The 17,329-nt window shown below is 56.6% G+C and carries 15 protein-coding genes and 3 tRNA genes; 9 read left to right on the forward strand and 9 right to left on the reverse strand.

The features are described 5' to 3' along the window. Nucleotides 1-81 precede the first annotated feature (81 nt). On the forward strand, nt 82-666 hold the full coding sequence (locus ACR0AZ_RS05705) for a L,D-transpeptidase (protein ID WP_480469924.1): 585 nt from the start codon (nt 82-84) through the stop codon (nt 664-666). A 73-nt stretch (nt 667-739) separates the two neighbouring features. Here ACR0AZ_RS05705 and ACR0AZ_RS05710 read toward each other — a convergent pair whose 3' ends face one another. Continuing rightward, entirely contained in the window at nt 740-1,216 is a 477-nt protein-coding gene (locus ACR0AZ_RS05710) for a fasciclin domain-containing protein (RefSeq protein WP_480469925.1), read from the reverse strand. A 71-nt stretch (nt 1,217-1,287) separates the two neighbouring features. Continuing rightward, nucleotides 1,288-2,139 (reverse strand): class I SAM-dependent methyltransferase, encoded by an 852-nt coding sequence (locus ACR0AZ_RS05715; RefSeq protein WP_480469926.1) that lies wholly within the window; start codon nt 2,137-2,139, stop codon nt 1,288-1,290. 134 nt (nt 2,140-2,273) lie between these two features. On the opposite strand from ACR0AZ_RS05715, the gene ACR0AZ_RS05720 reads away from it, so the two are divergent. After that, nucleotides 2,274-3,389 carry a carboxylate-amine ligase gene (locus ACR0AZ_RS05720; RefSeq protein WP_480657811.1) on the forward strand — a complete coding sequence of 372 codons (1,116 nt, stop codon included), beginning with the start codon at nt 2,274-2,276 and terminating at the stop codon, nt 3,387-3,389. Nucleotides 3,390-3,392: 3 nt separating this feature from the next. Here ACR0AZ_RS05720 and ACR0AZ_RS05725 read toward each other — a convergent pair whose 3' ends face one another. After that, complete coding sequence (locus ACR0AZ_RS05725) at nt 3,393-4,256, reverse strand: hypothetical protein (RefSeq protein WP_480666979.1); 864 nt, start codon at nt 4,254-4,256, stop codon at nt 3,393-3,395. Between the two features lie 160 nt (nt 4,257-4,416). Here ACR0AZ_RS05725 and ACR0AZ_RS05730 point away from each other — a divergent pair, with 160 nt between their 5' ends. The 5 genes from ACR0AZ_RS05730 (at nt 4,417) to ACR0AZ_RS05750 (ending at nt 8,699) form a co-directional block, all read left to right on the forward strand. After that, nucleotides 4,417-5,559 (forward strand): acyl-CoA dehydrogenase family protein, encoded by a 1,143-nt coding sequence (locus tag ACR0AZ_RS05730; RefSeq protein WP_480469929.1) that lies wholly within the window; start codon nt 4,417-4,419, stop codon nt 5,557-5,559. 7 nt (nt 5,560-5,566) lie between these two features. Then, the gene (locus tag ACR0AZ_RS05735) at nt 5,567-6,607 is read left to right on the forward strand and encodes an enoyl-CoA hydratase/isomerase family protein (RefSeq protein ID WP_480666980.1); all 1,041 of its coding nucleotides are present in this window, start codon (nt 5,567-5,569) and stop codon (nt 6,605-6,607) included. Nucleotides 6,608-6,610: 3 nt separating this feature from the next. Then, nucleotides 6,611-7,483: a 3-hydroxyisobutyrate dehydrogenase gene (gene mmsB / locus ACR0AZ_RS05740; RefSeq protein WP_480666982.1), complete on the forward strand. Its 873-nt coding sequence runs from the start codon at nt 6,611-6,613 to the stop codon at nt 7,481-7,483. Between the two features lie 95 nt (nt 7,484-7,578). Then, the gene (locus ACR0AZ_RS05745; RefSeq protein WP_480666983.1) at nt 7,579-7,902 is read left to right on the forward strand and encodes a hypothetical protein; all 324 of its coding nucleotides are present in this window, start codon (nt 7,579-7,581) and stop codon (nt 7,900-7,902) included. Between the two features lie 140 nt (nt 7,903-8,042). Then, a complete protein-coding gene (locus tag ACR0AZ_RS05750; protein WP_480469933.1) occupies nt 8,043-8,699 on the forward strand; it encodes a site-2 protease family protein in 657 nt (218 codons plus the stop codon). Nucleotides 8,700-8,717: 18 nt separating this feature from the next. Here ACR0AZ_RS05750 and uvrA read toward each other — a convergent pair whose 3' ends face one another. From uvrA to ACR0AZ_RS05770, 4 genes are all read right to left on the reverse strand, one after another. After that, the gene (gene uvrA / locus ACR0AZ_RS05755) at nt 8,718-11,576 is read right to left on the reverse strand and encodes an excinuclease ABC subunit UvrA (RefSeq protein WP_480469934.1); all 2,859 of its coding nucleotides are present in this window, start codon (nt 11,574-11,576) and stop codon (nt 8,718-8,720) included. Nucleotides 11,577-11,684: 108 nt separating this feature from the next. Next, nucleotides 11,685-12,251 carry a methyltransferase domain-containing protein gene (locus ACR0AZ_RS05760; protein WP_480469935.1) on the reverse strand — a complete coding sequence of 189 codons (567 nt, stop codon included), beginning with the start codon at nt 12,249-12,251 and terminating at the stop codon, nt 11,685-11,687. Nucleotides 12,252-12,332: 81 nt separating this feature from the next. Continuing rightward, a tRNA-Asp gene (locus tag ACR0AZ_RS05765) sits at nt 12,333-12,409 on the reverse strand. 45 nt (nt 12,410-12,454) lie between these two features. Further along, a tRNA-Asp gene (locus tag ACR0AZ_RS05770) sits at nt 12,455-12,531 on the reverse strand. Between the two features lie 170 nt (nt 12,532-12,701). Between ACR0AZ_RS05770 and ACR0AZ_RS05775 the strand changes: the two genes are divergently transcribed. Next, a tRNA-Val gene (locus ACR0AZ_RS05775) sits at nt 12,702-12,776 on the forward strand. Between the two features lie 41 nt (nt 12,777-12,817). Here the strand turns inward: ACR0AZ_RS05775 and ACR0AZ_RS05780 are convergent. Beyond that, nucleotides 12,818-13,045 carry a hypothetical protein gene (locus ACR0AZ_RS05780; RefSeq protein WP_480469936.1) on the reverse strand — a complete coding sequence of 76 codons (228 nt, stop codon included), beginning with the start codon at nt 13,043-13,045 and terminating at the stop codon, nt 12,818-12,820. Nucleotides 13,046-13,219: 174 nt separating this feature from the next. On the opposite strand from ACR0AZ_RS05780, the gene ACR0AZ_RS05785 reads away from it, so the two are divergent. Next, nucleotides 13,220-14,806, forward strand: a complete 1,587-nt coding sequence (locus ACR0AZ_RS05785) for an APC family permease (RefSeq protein ID WP_480666984.1) — start codon at nt 13,220-13,222, stop codon at nt 14,804-14,806. Nucleotides 14,807-14,840: 34 nt separating this feature from the next. Here the strand turns inward: ACR0AZ_RS05785 and lon are convergent, their stop codons facing one another. Further along, entirely contained in the window at nt 14,841-17,249 is a 2,409-nt protein-coding gene (lon, locus tag ACR0AZ_RS05790) for an endopeptidase La (protein ID WP_480469938.1), read from the reverse strand. Nucleotides 17,250-17,329: the final 80 nt, after the last annotated feature.

The following is a 17,329-nucleotide window of genomic DNA, read 5'->3' on the forward strand; positions in this document are numbered from 1 at the left end:
GAGGCAATCACCAATATTTTACCGCCAATTCGAATGCTCGAGCAGTTGATATTTCCGGAGGCAGCCTTGTCCCAAAATCGCATGAACCGCCGCTCTGCCCTGTTGGGGGTTGCATCACTGATTGCAACGCCTGCTTTGGTGCGCGCGCAAAGTCTGGACGCTTTCCCGCAGGATGAGGATGCGATCAGCACGCAGTTGCCGGTGCGCCGCAACGTCTCGTCGTTTTCGCAGCAGGACTGGCAGGATCATTTCGATGAGCTGGGCGTAGGCTGTTTGCTGGCCGACATTACCAGCCGCGCGGTGCACTATTGGGGACCGGACGGAACGTACAGGCTCTACCCAAGCTCGGTTCCGATGAGCGAGGAACTGACCAAGCGCGGCTATACCGAGGTGGTGCGCAAGCGCGAAAACCCAAGCTGGACCCCGACCGCATCGATGCGTGAACGTGATCCATCGCTGCCCGTCCGTATGGAAGGTGGCGATCCGGGTAACCCGCTGGGTACCCGCGCGATGTACCTGTCCTGGCCCGCCTATCTGGTGCATGGCACCCATGATACGCGTAAAATCGGCCGGCAGAGCTCATCGGGTTGCATCGGCCTTTATAACCAGCATGTAGAAGAACTGTATCCGCTGGTGCAGGTCGGCACTCAGGTGCGCCTGCTGTAATCAGCTAACGCTTTCAAAAAGAAGCCCCGGCCATTTGGACCGGGGCTTTGTGTTTAAAGGGGGTCTTAAAGGTTCACTCAGGCAAGATCACTTCGTCCACGACGTGTATAACGCCATTGCTCGCCTCGATATCAGCCTGAATAACTTCAGCCCCGTTCACCTTGACACCGTTCTTTGCGTTCACACTCAGACGATCACCCTGGACCGTGAGCACCTTCGCGCGCTTGCCTGCGATGTCGCCAGACATCACTTTGGCTGGCACCACGTGATAGGTCAGGATCGACACCAGTTGATCTTTGTTTTCGGGCAGAAGCAGCGTTTCCACCGTGCCTTCAGGCAATGCGGCAAAAGCCTCATCCGTGGGTGCAAAAACTGTAAACGGGCCTTCACCTTTCAGCGTGTCGACCAGACCTGCGGCCTGAACAGCAGCGACCAGAGTGTTGAATGACCCAGCAGAAACGGCGGTATCGACGATATCAGCAGCTTGCGCTTTGACCGGAAGTGTCAATGCGAGTGCGGCGGCGGCGCCCATGAATGTGCGGCGGAACATGGCTGTTAACTCCTCTCCAGCTTGTTATGGAGAGGGTTACGCGACACTGCGGCGTCCGGATCACATCCGGGTCAATTTTCTTTGATCTGAACCCATATGCTTTGCGCCCGGCCATCCTTCAGGAACGGCAACGCTTCAACGGCTTCGGGGTGATCCTGTTGTAGGTAGTACCCCGGCCAAAGCATTGAATATGCACCAGATTGCAGCAAGGCGTGCAGGATGTACTGCTCTCCCCACCCCGGGCAATCATAGAAAAACCGCTTGGGATATTCGTAGGGCAGAAAAACATCGTGGACATGGATCACAACACCCGGTTTCAGCGTGGGAATAATCCGGCAGAATAGGTGAGCCACGTCATTGCTCATCCGAACAACGTGGCTGGAGTCGATGAACAAAACGTCTCCGGCTCCGAGCTGTTCGAACATCGCCGGGTCGACCTCTTCCAACCGTTTCTGCTCAAAATGATCAACCACATGGGCGATATCGGCGCGGGGATAGGGATCGATCGCGGTGATTTCTGTCTGCAATCCACCGTCGACAATCGCCTGCCGCGTGACGCGGGTCGAGTTGCCGCAACCTACCTCGATCACGCGCTTCGGCTGGAACCTGCGGATCATCAGATACAGCGCGTCCGCATCCGGGCTGTCGTAATAGCCGTTCCCCAACCGATATCCGGTTTGATTACGTTCGAGGTCCTTCAACGCCTCAAGCGCCGCCTTGTGCTGCGCGTATTCCTCAACCAGCTGCGAGATGTCGAACTCCGCCATCCCCGGTGACAACGCATAGGCCGGGCGGGTCAGCCCCCCTGCCCGCTCAAACGCCTCAAGTCGCGCGCGTTCATCATTCTCGACAGATTTGTCGACCAGCTTTACCCCCAACTCATCAAGGGCTGCGTTGATCTGGGGAAATTTCCTGGGTTTCACGCGAAGCTCCACATTCGGTTCTGCCTGTTCCTTACCCGCGCCAGCGGGGCATTCGCAAGAACCCTGCACCTCAAACCCTTGGCAAAACGGAAATTTCCGTATTCACTGATCTGAATTGACGAACGAGGGCCGCCATGCAGCAGGAATTTACGATCGGTATCGAAGAGGAATATCTGCTGGTCGACTGCGACAGTCTGCAGCTGGCCGAAGCCCCCGAAGCGTTGATGGAGGCTTGTCAGGCAGATTTCGAGGGTCAGGTCAGCCCCGAATTCCTGCAATGCCAGATCGAGGTCGGAACCCGCCCACACGCGACAGTCAAAACCGCCCGAGAAGACCTGAAGCGCCTGCGATCATGCGTTTCAAAACGTGCGGCAGAGTACAACCTGGCCCCCATCGCCGTTTCGTGCCACCCGTTCGCGAATTGGAAAGATCAGCATCACACGCGCAAAGAACGCTATGATGCCTTGCAGCACGCGCTTGGCGGCGTGGCGCGTCGTATGCTGATCTGTGGAATGCATGTGCATGTGGGGGTGCAGGATCAGGCGCTACGTGCTGATCTGATGCCGCAACTGTCTTACTTTCTGCCCCACCTGTTGGCGTTGTCGACCTCATCACCCTATTGGAATGGCGAGGATACGGGCCTGTCCTCGTACCGGCTGACCGTATTCGACAATCTGCCCCGCACGGGTCTACCTCCTATTTTTGGCAGTTGGGGTGAATATGAACGGACAACAGGTGTTCTCGTCGAGCTGGGCGTGATCGAGGACACAACGAAAATCTGGTGGGATTTGCGCCCGTCACATCGTTTTCCGACGTTGGAAACCCGTATCATGGACGTGCAGCCCCGGTTGGAGCATACGCTATCTCTGGCCGCACTAGTACAGGCGCTGACCCGGATGTTATGCCGCCTGAAAGCCCGCAACCTACGGTGGCGACAGTACGATAAGTTCCTAATCGGCGAAAACCGCTGGCGCGCGCAACGCTATGGCGTGGGCGAAGGGTTGATCGATTTCGGCGACCGCGCGATCACGCCCATGGCTGATCTGATGGGTGAGTTGATGGGCATGCTGGCCGAAGATGCCGAGGCTTTGGGAACCATGACAGAACTCGCCCGCCTGCGTCAGATCGCCGAAAACGGCACTTCGGCCACGCGCCAGCGTCGTGCCTATGCCGAAGCCGTTGCGCGCGGAGAAGATCCGGGTATGGCCGTCGTGAAACACCTGATCGAGGAATTTCACGCGGACCTTTAGGCCTTAGGTCAGAGCCAAAATCTCTTTGATCCGATCCGCCACCGGCGCATAGAGATCGCGATCGGTCCAGTAGCCGTTGTGGGAAAACGGGTTCCACGAGGTAAAGATCTTGCCCGCGTTGATCGGCTTGTCCTTAAGGGCTCCACTATCAGACAATTGCTTGTAACGCGGCGCGCTTTTGCCCAGCGGAAAGCCCAGAACGTCATGCTTGTCGTAGTAGTTGTACCACCACGTCGGGAATTGCAGCGCCGCAGGCAGCGCGCTGTTGGGGGCCATGATGGGGAAAATATCGCTCTCGGGATAGGCAAACAGGAAAATCGGAATGTTGCACCCTAAGGTCACGAACCCGGCCACGGTTTTCATGTTCTCGACATCGGTCTGATGCACCGGCAAACCACCACCCGGCCGCATATGGCCTTGCATGTCGTAGATGTAGTTCGACATGATGTGCCCACCCAATGAATGGGCAAGGATCAGAACCGGACCATCAGGACCAACCTGATGTTTGACGACCCCCATCACATTCTCGATCTTTTGGTGGATGGCTTCATAGATTTTGTCCCCATCGTCCGGCGTCGGACGATAAGACGCTGCATCCGAGAGGTTGCACACCACAAACTCACGTAGCTTGTCATAACCCAGACTGCGATTGATCTTTTTCAGATAGTCTTTCTGCCGCCCCTGCAGGATCTGCGCCCAGACGACCTCATGCCAGATAACGTGGCTCATATCCGCGCCCACCCGGTTCGAGACGCGTCGTTTGAGGCCTTTTGAAAAGGTCGGGGTCGTGGATGCGGGCTGTCCCTGCGGTTTGTGCTGGCTGCCCATTCCGTGAATCACAATCACGGCCAGTTTGTGTGAGGCCATCAGAATACTCCAAGAAATTGATCCGTAGAATGCCCGCAGTATAGCGCAGCCCCCCATTTCCCCCAAACATGGCCGCAGCGTTTGCCGACGTTGAAAAATTTCTGTAAGGATTGAAGAATAAAACGCTCGTTCAATTCTGCAGAATACAGGGACCACAGCTATGGATTTCGCACTGACCGAAGAACAGACAGCCATCTTCGACATGGCCTATGCCTTTGGCCAAGACCATATCGCCCCATACGCGCGACAGTGGGAAGCTGACGGCACCATCCCGAAAGAGCTTTGGCCTAAGATCGGAGAACTTGGGTTCGGTGCCCTATACGTTTCTGAAGAAAGCTGCGGATCAGGGCTGAGCCGCCTGGATGCGACCTTGGTGTTCGAGGCGTTGTCGATGGCTTGCCCCTCGGTCGCGGCGTTCCTGTCGATCCACAATATGTGTGCCAAGATGCTGGACAGCTTTGCCAGCGATGAACTGAAATCCAGGATCATGCCGGGCATTCTCAGCCTTGAAACGGTTCTCAGCTATTGCCTGACAGAACCCGGTTCGGGGTCGGACGCAGCCGCCCTGAAAACCCGCGCTGAACGAACCAATGAAGGCTATACCCTGAACGGCTCCAAAGCCTTCATCTCGGGTGGCGGTTATTCGGACGCTTATGTCTGCATGGTCCGCACTGGCGAAGATGGCCCCAAGGGAATTTCGACAGTCTACGTCGAAGACGGAACCTCTGGCCTCAGTTTTGGGGCATTAGAACAGAAGATGGGCTGGAAGAGCCAACCCACGGCGCAGGTTCAGTTTGATGACTGCAAAATCCCCTCCGGCAATTTGGTTGGCGCAGAAGGCGACGGTTTCAAATACGCCATGATGGGACTTGACGGCGGGCGATTGAACATCGCGTCGTGTTCGTTGGGGGCCGCTCAGAACGGGCTGGATATGACCCTGCAATACATGTCCGAACGCAAGGCCTTCGGTCAGTCCATTGATCAGTTCCAGGCCCTGCAATTCCGCCTTGCGGATATGGAGATCGAATTGCAGGCCGCCCGCACCTTTCTGCGGCAGGCTGCGTGGAAACTGGATCAGGGCGCGCCCGACGCCACCAAGTTCTGCGCCATGGCGAAGAAATTCGTGACCGAGACGGGATCGAAGGTAGTGGACCAGTGCCTGCAGCTGCATGGCGGCTACGGCTATCTTGCGGATTATGGCATCGAAAAGCTTGTGCGTGATCTGCGCGTGCATCAGATACTTGAGGGTACGAACGAGATCATGCGCGTCATCGTCGCGCGCCAGATGCTTGCCAACCGCTGAGGACCTTATGGCTGACATTGACATCCGCACCGTGGGGCGCGCCGGGCGCATTACTCTGACACGTCCAAAAGCCTTGAATGCGATGAGCTATGAGATGTGCATGGCCATCGACACCGCCCTGCGTAACTGGCGTGAGGATGATGCAGTCGACCTGATCATCTTTGATGCCGAAGGCGATAAAGCATTCTGCGCCGGCGGCGACATTGCCGACCTTTATGCCACCGGAACCAAGGGAGATTACGACTACGGCCGCACATTCTGGCGCGACGAATACCGACTGAACGCGATGATTTTTGAGTATCCCAAACCGGTGATCAGCTTCCTGCAGGGTTTCACCATGGGGGGCGGTGTGGGCATCGGTTGCCATGGTAGTCATCGCATCGTTGGCGAAAGCTCAAAGATATCAATGCCGGAATGCTCGATCGGCCTTATCCCGGATGTGGGCGGCTCGCTGATGCTGGCTCTGGCCCCTGGGCGTCTGGGTGAATATCTGGGCACAACCGGCCATCGCATGGGCCCCGCAGATGCCATATATGCGGGCTTTGCCGATCACTTCATTCCGCAAGACCGTTGGCCGGACCTTATCGAACTCCTGGAGGCTTCAGGCCGCGCGAACGTCATCGAAGAGCACGTTGATACACCACCCGAGGGAACACTGGCCGATATACAACCGCAGATCGATGCCTTCTTCGACGGTGAAAGCCTGACCGATATTCTGAATGGTCTACGCAGCGACGGCAAAGAATTTTCGACGAAAATTCTCGACGGCCTCAAACGGAGTTCTCCGATTTCGATGGCCTGTACTGTCGAAATGCTGCATCGGCTGCGCGGAGCAAACCTAACGATGCGCAGGGCGTTGGATATGGAGTATCGCTTTACTTATCGCGCGATGGAGCACGGTGATTTTCTGGAAGGCATCCGTGCGCAGATCATCGACAAGGATCGCAACCCGCGCTGGCAATTTGCCGATATGAACGTACCTGCAGTAGCGGTCGCAAACATGCTGCAGCCTTTGGGCGAAAGCGCGCTGAGTTTTTCGGAGGAATAAGAGATGAAAATTGCATTCATTGGACTGGGCAACATGGGCGCTCCGATGGCGGCGAATCTGGCGGCTGCCGGGCATGATGTGGTCGGCTTCGATCAGGCCGATGTGACCGTTGAGGGCGTGACCATGGCCTCATCTGGGGCCGAAGCCGCTGCAACCGCAGAAGCTGTCATCACAATGCTGCCCAACGGGCAGATCCTGCGGGCGGTTACGGACGAGGTCATCCCGGCGATGACCCAAGGTGCGGTACTCATCGATTGCTCAACCGTAGATGTCGACAGCGCGCGCGCCGTGGCACAGCAGGCTTCCGATGCAGGTCTTCAGGCCGTTGATGCACCTGTATCCGGCGGGATCGGTGGGGCGGCTGCAGGAACTTTGACCTTCATGGCCGGCGGTTCTGACGACGCCTTTGCCAAGGCTGCCCCCCTGTTCGACATCATGGGTCAGAAAGCGGTCCACTGCGGTGAGGCAGGTGCCGGTCAAGCCGCCAAGATCTGCAACAACATGATCCTTGGCGTTACCATGATAGCCACCTGCGAGGCCTTTGCGCTGGCCGATAAGCTCGGGCTGGACCGGCAAAAGATGTTTGACGTGGTCAGCACCTCATCTGGCTATAGCTGGACGATGAATGCCTATTGCCCCGCACCCGGTGTCGGGCCGCAAAGCCCGGCAGACAACGACTATCAACCCGGCTTCGCGGCTGAGCTGATGCTCAAGGACTTGCGGCTAAGCCAGCAGGCGGCGGACAGCGCCGATGCTGACACGCCAATGGGACAGGTCGCCACCGCTCTGTATGAGCAGTTTGTCGAACAGGAAAACGGTCTGGGCCGCGACTTCAGCGCGATGCTACCTCGGTTCGAAACGCGCGGCCGAAAGTAAGATCTCGGCGGCGTTTTGCCCAACGGATTGAAAGCCATTGGGCCTGCCACCATATGGATGATACAGGCACAGCCAATAGGCCGAAGGACCGTATCATGACGAAATTTCTGGTAACGACTGCGACACTTGCAGCGCTGGCCTTGGCTCCTGGCGTGGCTATCGCCAAAAACAAAGGCGGGCATTGCCCGCCGGGCCTGGCCAAGAAATCCGTGCCCTGCGTTCCTCCGGGGCAGGCCAAAAAGATCTATCGCAATGGAGAGTTCGTCGCGCGGGATTACCGTTGGATTGACAATCCCTATCGGTATGGTCTGAACCGCAACGATTACTACCTGCGCGCAGGGGATTATGTATATCGTGTTGATCCCGAAACACGCAAAGTCCTGAACCTGATTGGCGCTGTCGTCGACATCCTGAACTGAACCCCGGCACCAAGGGGGGGTCGTGTAACTCTGTTTTGAAGTTTTTCGAAACAGCCATAAATTACACAACTATAGGGATAATTCCCAAATTTTGACGCAATCTTACGTCAGCAAGTTCCTCATTGTTGTGAGGATTATGCATGAGTAACGACGGCGCGATTTTTCAGTTTCGAGGCCCGTGGAATGTCCCGATAGAATTTCATCAAAGCCTGATCTTTTTGGTCTTGATCATCGTTGGATTCAGCTTTGATCCCGAGACTTTGCCTTACGCATTGGGGTTTGTGGCCATTCTTCTGGGCTCCATCCTGCTGCATGAGCTAGGGCACGCCTGGGGGTGTCTGGTGCAGGATGTGCCGGTCAAACGCATCGTGTTGTATGGAGGTGGCGGGTATTGTGAGCACCGCCGCTCAACCACTTCTTACGAAGACGAATTGATCGTAGCCATGGGCCCGATCGTGAATCTTACGCTATGGGCTTCGTGCTCGTTGCTGGAACCATTCGTCACTTCACCAAATCTTTCGTGGATCCTGACGGTAACGGCAGACCTAAATCTGTGGCTGGCACTCTTCAACCTGCTGCCCCTTATGCCATTGGATGGCGGGCGTTTGTTTCATGCCGTGCTGCACCGGTTCTTACCGCCCCGTGCAGCAACGCGCATTGCCGGGTTTGTCGGGTTGATCGGAGTGTTTTTGTGGGTACCGCTGATGGTCTTTGCATATGTCAGCTTCGGTTTCGTCTTTTTGTTCTTCCCGCCGATTCTTCGCCATTGGTATATGGCGCGATACGCACAATATTAATCCCCGATTGGCCACAGACTATTCGGCGGCCACACGCTCGGCATTCAGCATCGGTTTGAGGTATCGGCCAGTATGGCTACGTTCGCATTCTGCGACGTCTTCCGGCGTACCTTCTGCCACGATCTGCCCTCCTCCGTCGCCGCCTTCGGGACCGATATCGATGATCCAGTCTGCGGTTTTTACAACGTCCAGATTGTGTTCAATCACAACAACCGTGTTGCCCTGATCTACCAGCTCATGGAGCACTTCCAGCAACTTACGTACGTCTTCAAAATGCAGGCCGGTCGTGGGCTCATCAAGAATATAGAGCGTTCGTCCCGTCGAACGCTTTGACAGTTCTTTCGACAGCTTCACCCGTTGAGCTTCACCACCCGACAAAGTCGTAGCCTGTTGTCCAACCTTGATATAGCCCAGCCCGACTCGCGCCAACGCATCCATCTTGTCCCGGATCGACGGCACGGCCTTGAAGAACTCCTGAGCATCTTCCACAGTCATATCAAGCACATCCGCGATGGACTTGCCCTTGAACTTGATTTCGAGGGTCTCGCGATTGTAGCGCGCGCCTTTACAGGTTTCGCAGGTGACATAGACGTCAGGCAGAAAGTGCATCTCGATCTTGATAACGCCGTCGCCCTGGCAGGCCTCACAACGCCCACCTTTGACGTTGAAGCTGAAGCGACCGGGTTTATACCCACGCGCCTTGGCCTCGGGCAAACCGGCAAACCAGTCACGGATCGGGGTGAAGGCCCCGGTGTAAGTTGCTGGATTCGAACGCGGAGTCCGCCCAATCGGGCGCTGATCGATATCGATCACCTTGTCCAGATGTTCCAGCCCCTTGATCGTTTCGCAGGGTGCAGGTGTTTGCCGCGCTCCGTTCAATCGCATCGATGCGGTCTTGAACAGGGTCTCGATGGTCAGCGTCGACTTGCCGCCACCAGACACGCCGGTCACGCAAACAAACTTGCCTAACGGAAACTCGGCCGTCACGTTCTTGAGGTTGTTTCCGGTCGCCTTGACCACCGTCACCTTCTGTTTCTTGCCCTTCCGCCGCTCGGATGGCACCGCAATCTCGCGCGTGCCCGACAAATACTGGCCCGTAATCGAGGCTGCATCTCCGGCAATGTGATCCGGCGTACCGTGACTGACCACCTGCCCGCCATGCACCCCGGCCCCGGGGCCGATATCGAAGACGTAGTCGGCCTCGCGAATGGCCTCCTCGTCATGCTCCACGACGATGACGGTATTGCCCTGGTCGCGTAGATTCTTGAGCGTACCCAGCAGCCGGTCATTGTCACGTTGGTGCAGGCCGATTGATGGCTCGTCCAGCACGTACAAAACTCCGGTCAGGCCCGAGCCGATCTGACTGGCCAAGCGGATGCGTTGGCTCTCACCACCAGACAGGGTGCCACTCGAACGTGATAGCGTAAGATATTCCAAACCCACGTTATTTAGAAATCCGAGGCGTTCGCGAATTTCCTTCAGAATCGCACGAGCAATCTCGTTTTTCTGCGTGCTCAGATGGTTGGGCGCATCCTCAACCCATGCAAGCGCTTCGCGGATCGACATCTCAACCACCTGCCCCACATGCAGGCCAGCAATCTTCACAGCCAGAGCCTCAGCCCGTAGACGATACCCCTCGCATGTGCCGCAAGGACGGTTGTTCTGGTACCGCTCGAACTCCTCCCGAATCCACGCGCTGTCTGTTTCCCTATAACGGCGTTCCATATTGGGAATGACGCCCTCAAAGGTGCGGGTGACCTGATAAACGCGGCCACCTTCATCATAACGGAACTGGATTTCTTCATCGCCCGACCCGCGCAGAAATACCTGCTGCACGTTCTTGGGCAGGTCTTTCCACGGCGTGTTCTTGTCGAACTCGTAATGCCGCGCGATGGCTTCGATGGTTTGCAGGAAATATGGTGACTTTCCCTTGCGCCAAGGTGCCAAGGCACCGTCATACAGCTTTAACGTCTGATCCGGCACCACAAGGCGTTCGTCAAAGAACAGCTCGACGCCAAGCCCATCACAATCCGGGCACGCGCCAAACGGAGCATTGAATGAAAACAAGCGTGGCTCGATCTCAGGGATTGTGAAACCACTGACAGGACAGGCAAAATTCTCGCTGAACGTGATACGCTCCGGGTCACCCTCTTTCGGGGCCGTTTCGAGAATCGCAATCCCGTCGGCCAGATCCAAGGCAGTGCGCAAGCTATCGGCCAAGCGCGTTTCCATGCCTTCGCGCACCACCAGACGATCGACCACGACATCGATGTCATGACGAAACTTCTTGTCTAACGTTGGTGGTTCATCCAGTTCGTAGAACTCACCATCCACTTTGACGCGCTGGAACCCCTGCTTGCGCAGCTCAAGGAACTCCTTTTTGTACTCACCCTTCCGGTCCCGCACGATGGGCGCCAGCAGATAGCCGCGCGTGCCCTCCTCCATCGTCATGATCCGGTCGACCATGTCCTGCACCTGCTGCGCCTCAATCGGTAACCCTGTGGCCGGGCTGTAGGGCGTTCCGGCGCGGGCGAAGAGCAGTCGCAGATAATCGTAGATCTCGGTTACGGTGCCCACTGTCGAACGGGGGTTTTTCGAGGTTGTCTTCTGCTCAATCGAAATCGCGGGGCTCAGACCGCTGATGTGATCCACATCGGGCTTTTCCATCATGTCGAGGAACTGGCGCGCGTAGGCCGACAGGCTTTCGACATAGCGGCGCTGGCCCTCGGCATAAATCGTGTCAAACGCCAGCGAAGACTTGCCAGAGCCCGACAGGCCGGTGATCACCACCAGCTGATCCCGCGGAATGTCGACATCGATGCTCTTGAGGTTATGTTCGCGCGCGCCGCGCACCTCGATATTCTTCAGCTCAGCCATTTCGGCCCCCAACAACCAGTGCCTATCAGAAATAGGCGAGCGACGGTGAGTCTCCAACCAAAAAGTTAGAACAAAATATGAACAGGCGGATTTTCAGTCAATCCTGTTTTAACCTTCGGATTTGCGCGCCAAGGCCCAGGCACAAATCGGAAAGGCCGGGTCATTATCCAGGCTATCTGTCTCGGGCTCATAGACCGGAGGCCAGTCGGGTTCTAGGTTTCGAAGTGCCGCCTGACGGTTTCCCCATTGTTCAGCCCGGATATCTGCGGGATCAAATCCACACTCGGTCAGCAGATTGCGCAGCCCGCGTTCGGACCAGCGCGAACAATCGTGAGGGGCTGCGTGGAATGGGACGAAGAACGGAACCGCCAGCCAGAAATAACCACTAGGCCGCAACATCTCTTGAACGTTCAGTGTAGCCTCAAAGGGGCGGTCTAGATGCTCCCAGACCTGATTGGCAAGAACTAGATCAAACGTCTGGACCTCTCCCTGCTCGTCCAGCAAAGGCCCTCGGCAGATATCATGGTCATTGCGCCAGACCTGCTCATAACTGCGAAACCCGAACTGATTACCCCACGACCCGGATATCTCTACCGCATCCAGCTTTGATGGCTTCAACTTACGTATCCACTCACGGCTGCGCCGCGCCATGATCACTCTGTTCAGACTAGTCACTGCAGCCCTCGGTTGATTTCGCGGCAATACAGCACGACGCTGCGTGATTGTCAGCGTTCATTTTAAAATTTCGGGGAAAAGTGGCGCGGTTGACGGGGCTCGAACCCGCGACCCCCGGCGTGACAGGCCGGTACTCTAACCAACTGAGCTACAACCGCGCATCTATTTTCGTGGCCTTTGACCTGGACCAAGGAGTGCAGCGATGGCGCGGTTGACGGGGCTCGAACCCGCGACCCCCGGCGTGACAGGCCGGTACTCTAACCAACTGAGCTACAACCGCCCGCTGCACGTTCATTGCTGAACGTTGGGGTGTATTATGGCCCCGGTCGGGCAGCGTCAAGCGGCGTTTTGAAGTTTTTTGCCCGATACTGATTTTTTCCAGAACGACCATCTCGAACGGGGCGAATAACCTTGCGCAAGACCTGATCTGACTATAAGAGCCTGCGTCACGGGTGATTAGCTCAGTGGTAGAGCGCTTCGTTCACATCGAAGATGTCAGGAGTTCAAATCTCTTATCACCCACCATCTTTCCCAATCCCGTTCTGAAAAGCTGGCGTCGCTCCCTTCTAACCGCCGACATATACACCCTTTCGCGGACGATAGAATATCTTCTGATCATGCAACCGCCCCAGTAGGTCGTGCATACGCCGCACAAAATCCTCACGCGCTGCACGGTCTTCGCTTGTCTCGTCCGCAGGTTCCAGCGACTTTGAGGTGATCGTCTGGCGCATGGCCTCTTCAATGAGATCAATATCGCTGACAGATAGCTCAAACAGGTCGTTATATTGGGGCATGAGGCATCCTCCTGACGTGGGCAGATCATCAGCGTGCAACAGGCGAACAGTGTTTTCCACCCTTTTCGACAAAGCCCAATGTCGGCACGGCAGAGATTTCCCCCTGTTTCCCGAAGCTTGTCAGAAATCCCGCGATCTGCCTAAGGTTGCCAGATACGCAGTCGGGAAAATGGCATGGCGAAACTCAAGCGTGAAATCGGTCTTGTCGGCCTGACCTTCATATCGGTCGGTGGCATCATCGGCTCTGGCTGGCTGTTCGGGCCCCTTCTCGCGGTTCAACACGCAGGGCCCGCTGCGATCCTTTCCTGGATCATTGGCGCTGTCGCAATGTTCATATTGGCAATCACCTTTGCCGAGATCTCGGCCATGCTGCCCATACCGGGTGGGATCGCGCGGGTTCCCCAGTTTTCGCATGGCAATATCGTATCCATGGCGATGGGGTGGACTGCCTGGATCGGCTATAACACCACCGCCCCGATCGAGGTCGAGGCAATGCTGAAATACCTCGCGCCATATGTCCCCTGGCTGCATTCGGCCGATACCGGAGACCTGACCGGAGCGGGTATTCTCGTGGCGCTGCTTTTCATGTTGCTGTTTGTGGCGGTGAACGCATTGGGTGTTCGATTTTTTGCCCAAGTGAACGCCGTGCTGACCTGGGCCAAGATCGCGATACCGATCTTTCTTTCTATCCTTCTGGTCCTCACCCGGTTTGATGCGCAGAACCTGACCACGCCGGACGGGTTTGCCCCCTACGGCCTCAAGGGGATCATGGCGGCCGTATCGACCGGAGGTGTGATCTTCTCCTTCATCGGTTTCCGGCACGTGGTCGACATGGCTGGCGAAGTACGCAATCCGAAATTCGCGATACCGGCTGCTCTGGTGCTTTCAATCATACTCTGCGCGCTGATCTATATCGGCTTGCAGATCGCATTTATCGGCGCTTTGGATCCGTCGATGATCAGCAATGGTTGGGCAAGCCTCGACTTTGGGGGGCAAGGTCCGCTTGACGCCATCATCATGTCCGTGGGCATCGTGTGGTTTCTGAGCTTATTGAATGTCGGCTCAGTAGTTGGTCCTTTTGGCAACGGACTTGTCGCGACTGGTTCGAACGCCCGGATCGCGCTTGCGTTGTCAAAGAACGGCTTCTTGCCAAAACGCCTTCAGATCCTGTCCAAATTCGGGGTGCCCCTATGGGCACTGGCGCTGAACTTCCTGATCGGCATGGTGTTTCTGCTCACTGTCCCATTCACGACCGTTATCGCCCTGAACGGAGCCGCAATCGTTCTTTCCTTTGCGGTCGGTCCGATCGCCGTTGTCTGCCTCAGAGAACTGTTGCCCGATCGCCCTCGCTCCATCCGGGTGCCTGCGGTCAAGCTTGTTGGTGCCACGGCCTTCGCGATCTCGACTCTCGTTGTCTACTGGAGCGGCTGGGACACTGTCTGGAGGCTGGGCATAGCTCTGGTCATCGGGATGGTGCTGTTGCTCGCCCGCTTTCACAACAAGCTGGATGAAATGGATGCCACCGAGGCACTCTGGCTGGTGCCTTATTTTGGCGGACTGGGATTGATTTCATACCTTGGGCAATTCGGCGATGGCGCTCTGAAGCAAATCCCGTTTGGCTGGGATATCCTGCTATGTGCGGTGTTTTCCGTGGTGGTCTTTGCCCTCGCAGTTCGATCTTCGCTGTCTGATGAGAAATTCCAGGCCTACATCGCGGAAGAAGAACTGCTGGGTCCGGCTGAACCGGTGATCGGGCTGTAAAAAAGGCGGGTTAAGACCCGCCTTTTAAGTTTGTTCAATGGGCTGTTGCAGAGGGGCCGGCACCCTCGGCCACCTTGGCCGCAGCTGCAGCGGCCTCCTCGGCAGCTTCGTCCCATTCAATCGGCTCGGGTTCGCGAACCAATGAATGCTCCAGAACTTCCGAGACGTGCTCGACCGGAATGATCTCCAGCCCCTCTTTCACGTTGTCGGGGATATCCGCCAAGTCCTTCTCATTCTCTTCGGGAATGAGCACGGTCTTGATCCCGCCACGCAGGGCCGCGAGCAGTTTCTCTTTCAACCCACCAATCGGCATCGCATTGCCGCGCAGCGAAACCTCGCCTGTCATGGCGATGTCCTTGCGCACCGGAATACCGGTCAGCACCGAAACGATCGACGTGACCATCGCCAGACCAGCGCTTGGACCATCCTTGGGCGTCGCCCCGTCAGGAACGTGGACGTGGATGTCCAGCTTGTCGAACTGAGGCGGCTTCACCCCGATCTTGGGAGAAATCGACCGAACGTAGGACGAGGCCGCATCGATGGATTCCTTCATCACATCGCCCAGCTTACCCGTGGTTTTCATCCGCCCCTTACCGGGCAGTTTCAGCGCCTCGATATGCAGCAGATCACCACCGACCGATGTCCAGGCCAGACCGGTGACGACACCAACCTGATCGTCCTGTTCAGCAAGACCATAGCGGAACTTGGGCACACCAAGGAAATCATCCAGATTATCAGGCGTCACCTTCACGGTTTCCGCCTCTTTCTTGATGATCTTGGTCAACGATTTCCGTGCAACTTTGGCGATCTCACGTTCAAGGTTCCGCACGCCCGCCTCACGGGTGTAGGTACGGATCATCTTTTGCAACGCCTCATCAGTCAGCTCAAATTCCTTGGCCTTGAGGCCATGGTTCTTGACCTGCTTGCCGATCAGGTGCTGCTTGGCGATCTCGCTCTTTTCCTCTTCGGTGTAACCGGCCAGCGGGATGATCTCCATCCGGTCCAGCAGAGGCCCGGGCATGTTATAGCTGTTCGACGTGGTCAGGAACATCACGTTGGACAGGTCATATTCGACCTCAAGATAGTGGTCCATGAACGTGCTGTTCTGTTCCGGATCCAACACCTCAAGCATTGCCGAAGCCGGATCGCCACGGAAGTCCTGCCCCATCTTGTCGATCTCGTCGAGCAGGATGAGAGGGTTCGTAGTCTTCGCCTTTTTCAGCGCCTGAATGATCTTACCAGGCATCGAACCGATATAGGTCCGGCGGTGACCGCGGATCTCGGATTCATCGCGCACACCACCCAGCGAGATGCGAATGAACTCGCGCCCCGTCGCTTTCGCAACGGACTTACCCAGCGAGGTTTTACCCACGCCCGGAGGTCCAACAAGGCACAGGATCGGGCCTTTCAGCTTTTTCGAGCGTTGCTGAACCGCCAGATACTCGACGATCCGCTCTTTGACCTTCTCAAGCCCATAATGATCGGCGTCCAGAATGTCCTGCGCGCGGCCCAGATCCTTTTTGACGCGGGATTTGGTGCCCCACGGCAGCGACAGGATCCAGTCCAGATAGTTGCGCACGACCGTGGCCTCGGCCGACATGGGCGACATATTCTTGAGCTTCTTCAGCTCACCATCCGCCTTCTCGCGCGCCTCTTTCGACAGCTTGGTCTCATTGATCTTGGCTTCCAGCTCGGCGACTTCATTCGAGCCGTCCTCGCCATCGCCAAGTTCCTTCTGAATGGCCTTCATCTGCTCATTCAGATAATACTCGCGCTGCGTCTTCTCCATCTGGGTTTTGACGCGGGTCTTGATCTTTTTCTCGACCTGCAGAACGGACATTTCGCCCTGCATCAGGCCATAGACCTTCTCAAGCCGCTCGCTGACCGAGAGCGTCTCCAGCAATTCCTGCTTTTGTTCAACTTCAATGCCGAGGTGACCCGATACGAGGTCGGCCAGTTTCGCAGGCTCGGTGGTTTCACCCACTGCGGCCAGCGCTTCTTCGGGAATATTCTTGCGCACTTTTGCATAGCGCTCGAACTCATCGGCGACGGTACGCAGCAGCGCCTCGGTCGTTGTGACATCACCGGGAATCTCGGTCAGATACTCGGCACGGGCTTCGAAGAAGTCTTCGTTCTCAAGGAATTCGGTGATCTGCACCCGCGCCTGCCCCTCGACCAGCACCTTAACGGTGCCATCAGGCAGCTTCAGCAGTTGCAGCACATTGGCCAGCACACCCGAACGGTAGATTCCGTCCATATCCGGATCATCATCGCTGGGGTCCATTTGGCTGGACAACAGAATTTGCTTGTCATCCTGCATCACCTCTTCCAGCGCGCGGACCGATTTGTCTCGGCCCACGAACAGCGGCACGATCATATGTGGGAACACCACGATGTCGCGCAGCGGCAGAACGGGGTATGAGGAATTCAGAGGCTCTTGCATGCTCTATCCTTATCATTGGCAAGACGGCACCAGTCCCTAATTCAGGCAACCTTTGGCCGTCTCCTGTCTTGGACGATTAA

Source organism: Ruegeria sp. BE3 (genome assembly GCF_056538865.1).

What these genes read in the sequence shown, in the direction of transcription:
- ACR0AZ_RS05750 (WP_480469933.1), top strand. Translation starts at nt 8,043, where the DNA reads ATGAGTAACGACGGCGCGATTTTTCAGTTTCGAGGCCCGTGGAATGTC.
- ACR0AZ_RS05735 (WP_480666980.1), top strand. Translation starts at nt 5,567, where the DNA reads ATGGCTGACATTGACATCCGCACCGTGGGGCGCGCCGGGCGCATTACT.
- uvrA (WP_480469934.1), bottom strand. Translation starts at nt 11,576, where the DNA reads ATGGCTGAGCTGAAGAATATCGAGGTGCGCGGCGCGCGCGAACATAAC.
- mmsB (WP_480666982.1), top strand. Translation starts at nt 6,611, where the DNA reads ATGAAAATTGCATTCATTGGACTGGGCAACATGGGCGCTCCGATGGCG.
- lon (WP_480469938.1), bottom strand. Translation starts at nt 17,249, where the DNA reads ATGCAAGAGCCTCTGAATTCCTCATACCCCGTTCTGCCGCTGCGCGAC.
- ACR0AZ_RS05720 (WP_480657811.1), top strand. Translation starts at nt 2,274, where the DNA reads ATGCAGCAGGAATTTACGATCGGTATCGAAGAGGAATATCTGCTGGTC.
- ACR0AZ_RS05725 (WP_480666979.1), bottom strand. Translation starts at nt 4,256, where the DNA reads ATGGCCTCACACAAACTGGCCGTGATTGTGATTCACGGAATGGGCAGC.
- ACR0AZ_RS05780 (WP_480469936.1), bottom strand. Translation starts at nt 13,045, where the DNA reads ATGCCCCAATATAACGACCTGTTTGAGCTATCTGTCAGCGATATTGAT.
- ACR0AZ_RS05705 (WP_480469924.1), top strand. Translation starts at nt 82, where the DNA reads ATGAACCGCCGCTCTGCCCTGTTGGGGGTTGCATCACTGATTGCAACG.
- ACR0AZ_RS05730 (WP_480469929.1), top strand. Translation starts at nt 4,417, where the DNA reads ATGGATTTCGCACTGACCGAAGAACAGACAGCCATCTTCGACATGGCC.
- ACR0AZ_RS05785 (WP_480666984.1), top strand. Translation starts at nt 13,220, where the DNA reads ATGGCGAAACTCAAGCGTGAAATCGGTCTTGTCGGCCTGACCTTCATA.
- ACR0AZ_RS05745 (WP_480666983.1), top strand. Translation starts at nt 7,579, where the DNA reads ATGACGAAATTTCTGGTAACGACTGCGACACTTGCAGCGCTGGCCTTG.
- ACR0AZ_RS05710 (WP_480469925.1), bottom strand. Translation starts at nt 1,216, where the DNA reads ATGTTCCGCCGCACATTCATGGGCGCCGCCGCCGCACTCGCATTGACA.